This is a genomic window from Viscerimonas tarda, assembly GCF_054601255.1.
Genome location: NZ_BAAHWV010000141.1, coordinates 1 through 1,025 on the forward strand (window position 1 = coordinate 1; position 1,025 = coordinate 1,025).

Sequence of the window (1,025 nt, forward strand, 5' to 3'; positions counted from 1 at the left end):
TGGATGGCTAAAAAAGACTTCAAGCGGCTGGAATGTACCGGAACAGGAATAAGCGCTTACACCTCAAAGGGCGAAAAGGAAGAAATGTCCTGGTCGGGCTGCCTGGAGCCGGAAGGACGTTCAGTCAGGGCGCTTTACCGCTATCCCGACAAAAAAGGATTTATAGGTAATTACCCCGACTGGCGGTCTGTGATTCCCACCGATGCGCAGTACGCCGCCTGTATGGGAATTGCAGAAACCGCCTTTGATGCGGATTCACTGTCTGCCACCATCGAATGTTTCGCTTTCGGGAAGGAGGAGCGGGCAGCCTTGAAATTTGAATTTTCCCAAGCAGAGAGGATAAACCTCGTCCGCATCACACCCCTTTATGACGGATACGGCATAACAGGCAAACAATGTGTGTACCTGATACCGCGTGAAATCAATGATTGACATGAAAAATATACTCAACCCCAATATCCGGTGTACTGATCCTGATACACTCCAATTCTGCCTGCCACTATCCGGCGACAAGTTTTGGTATTGCGAGCCGAACGGTTTCAACGACCGCTTGCTGCCCTGTTCCGGTTCGACTGAAAGCCTCATCTTTCAAAAATACATGGGCAATCCTCAAAAGTTTTTGGAAGATGCAGGGAAAGATGCTGCTCTGAAAGCAATTATCCTGAACAGGAAATTATGGTTGTCGGGCGAAATCGATGTCGGGAATTTTTTGGAAGAAGAAAAACAGGAAATGCTGTCAAGCATTGGATACTTCCTGAATGACTTTGATAACGATGCAGACCGGAATCAAATTATCGCGGAAGTGTATTTTGAGAGTTATCCAATGGATTTCAGAAATGATATATAAACTTACTCAATCAATAAAAATATGGATGAACGGATTTCAGCAACATTAATTATCCTTTACAGGGGCTACCGCAACATTGAACTGCTCAAGAGAATCGGTAACAAGTGGCTGGCGCAGATTTGCGGTAGCGGCTTGGAAATAGAAGTATATGACGACGAATTTACGGTGAAATAAAAAA

Annotated in this window: 3 protein-coding genes; all 3 read left to right on the forward strand. The window is 45.3% G+C overall.

Translation table 11 applies throughout. The features are described 5' to 3' along the window. Positions 1-432, forward strand: a 432-nt coding sequence (locus ACYPWY_RS16360; RefSeq protein WP_459686612.1) for a hypothetical protein, incomplete at its 5' end; no start/stop codon positions are given. A gap of 1 nt (position 433) precedes the next feature. Further along, positions 434-847, forward strand: a complete 414-nt coding sequence (locus tag ACYPWY_RS16365; RefSeq protein WP_459686613.1) for a hypothetical protein — start codon at positions 434-436, stop codon at positions 845-847. 21 nt (positions 848-868) lie between these two features. Next, on the forward strand, positions 869-1,021 hold the full coding sequence (locus tag ACYPWY_RS16370) for a hypothetical protein (RefSeq protein ID WP_459686614.1): 153 nt from the start codon (positions 869-871) through the stop codon (positions 1,019-1,021). Positions 1,022-1,025: the final 4 nt, after the last annotated feature.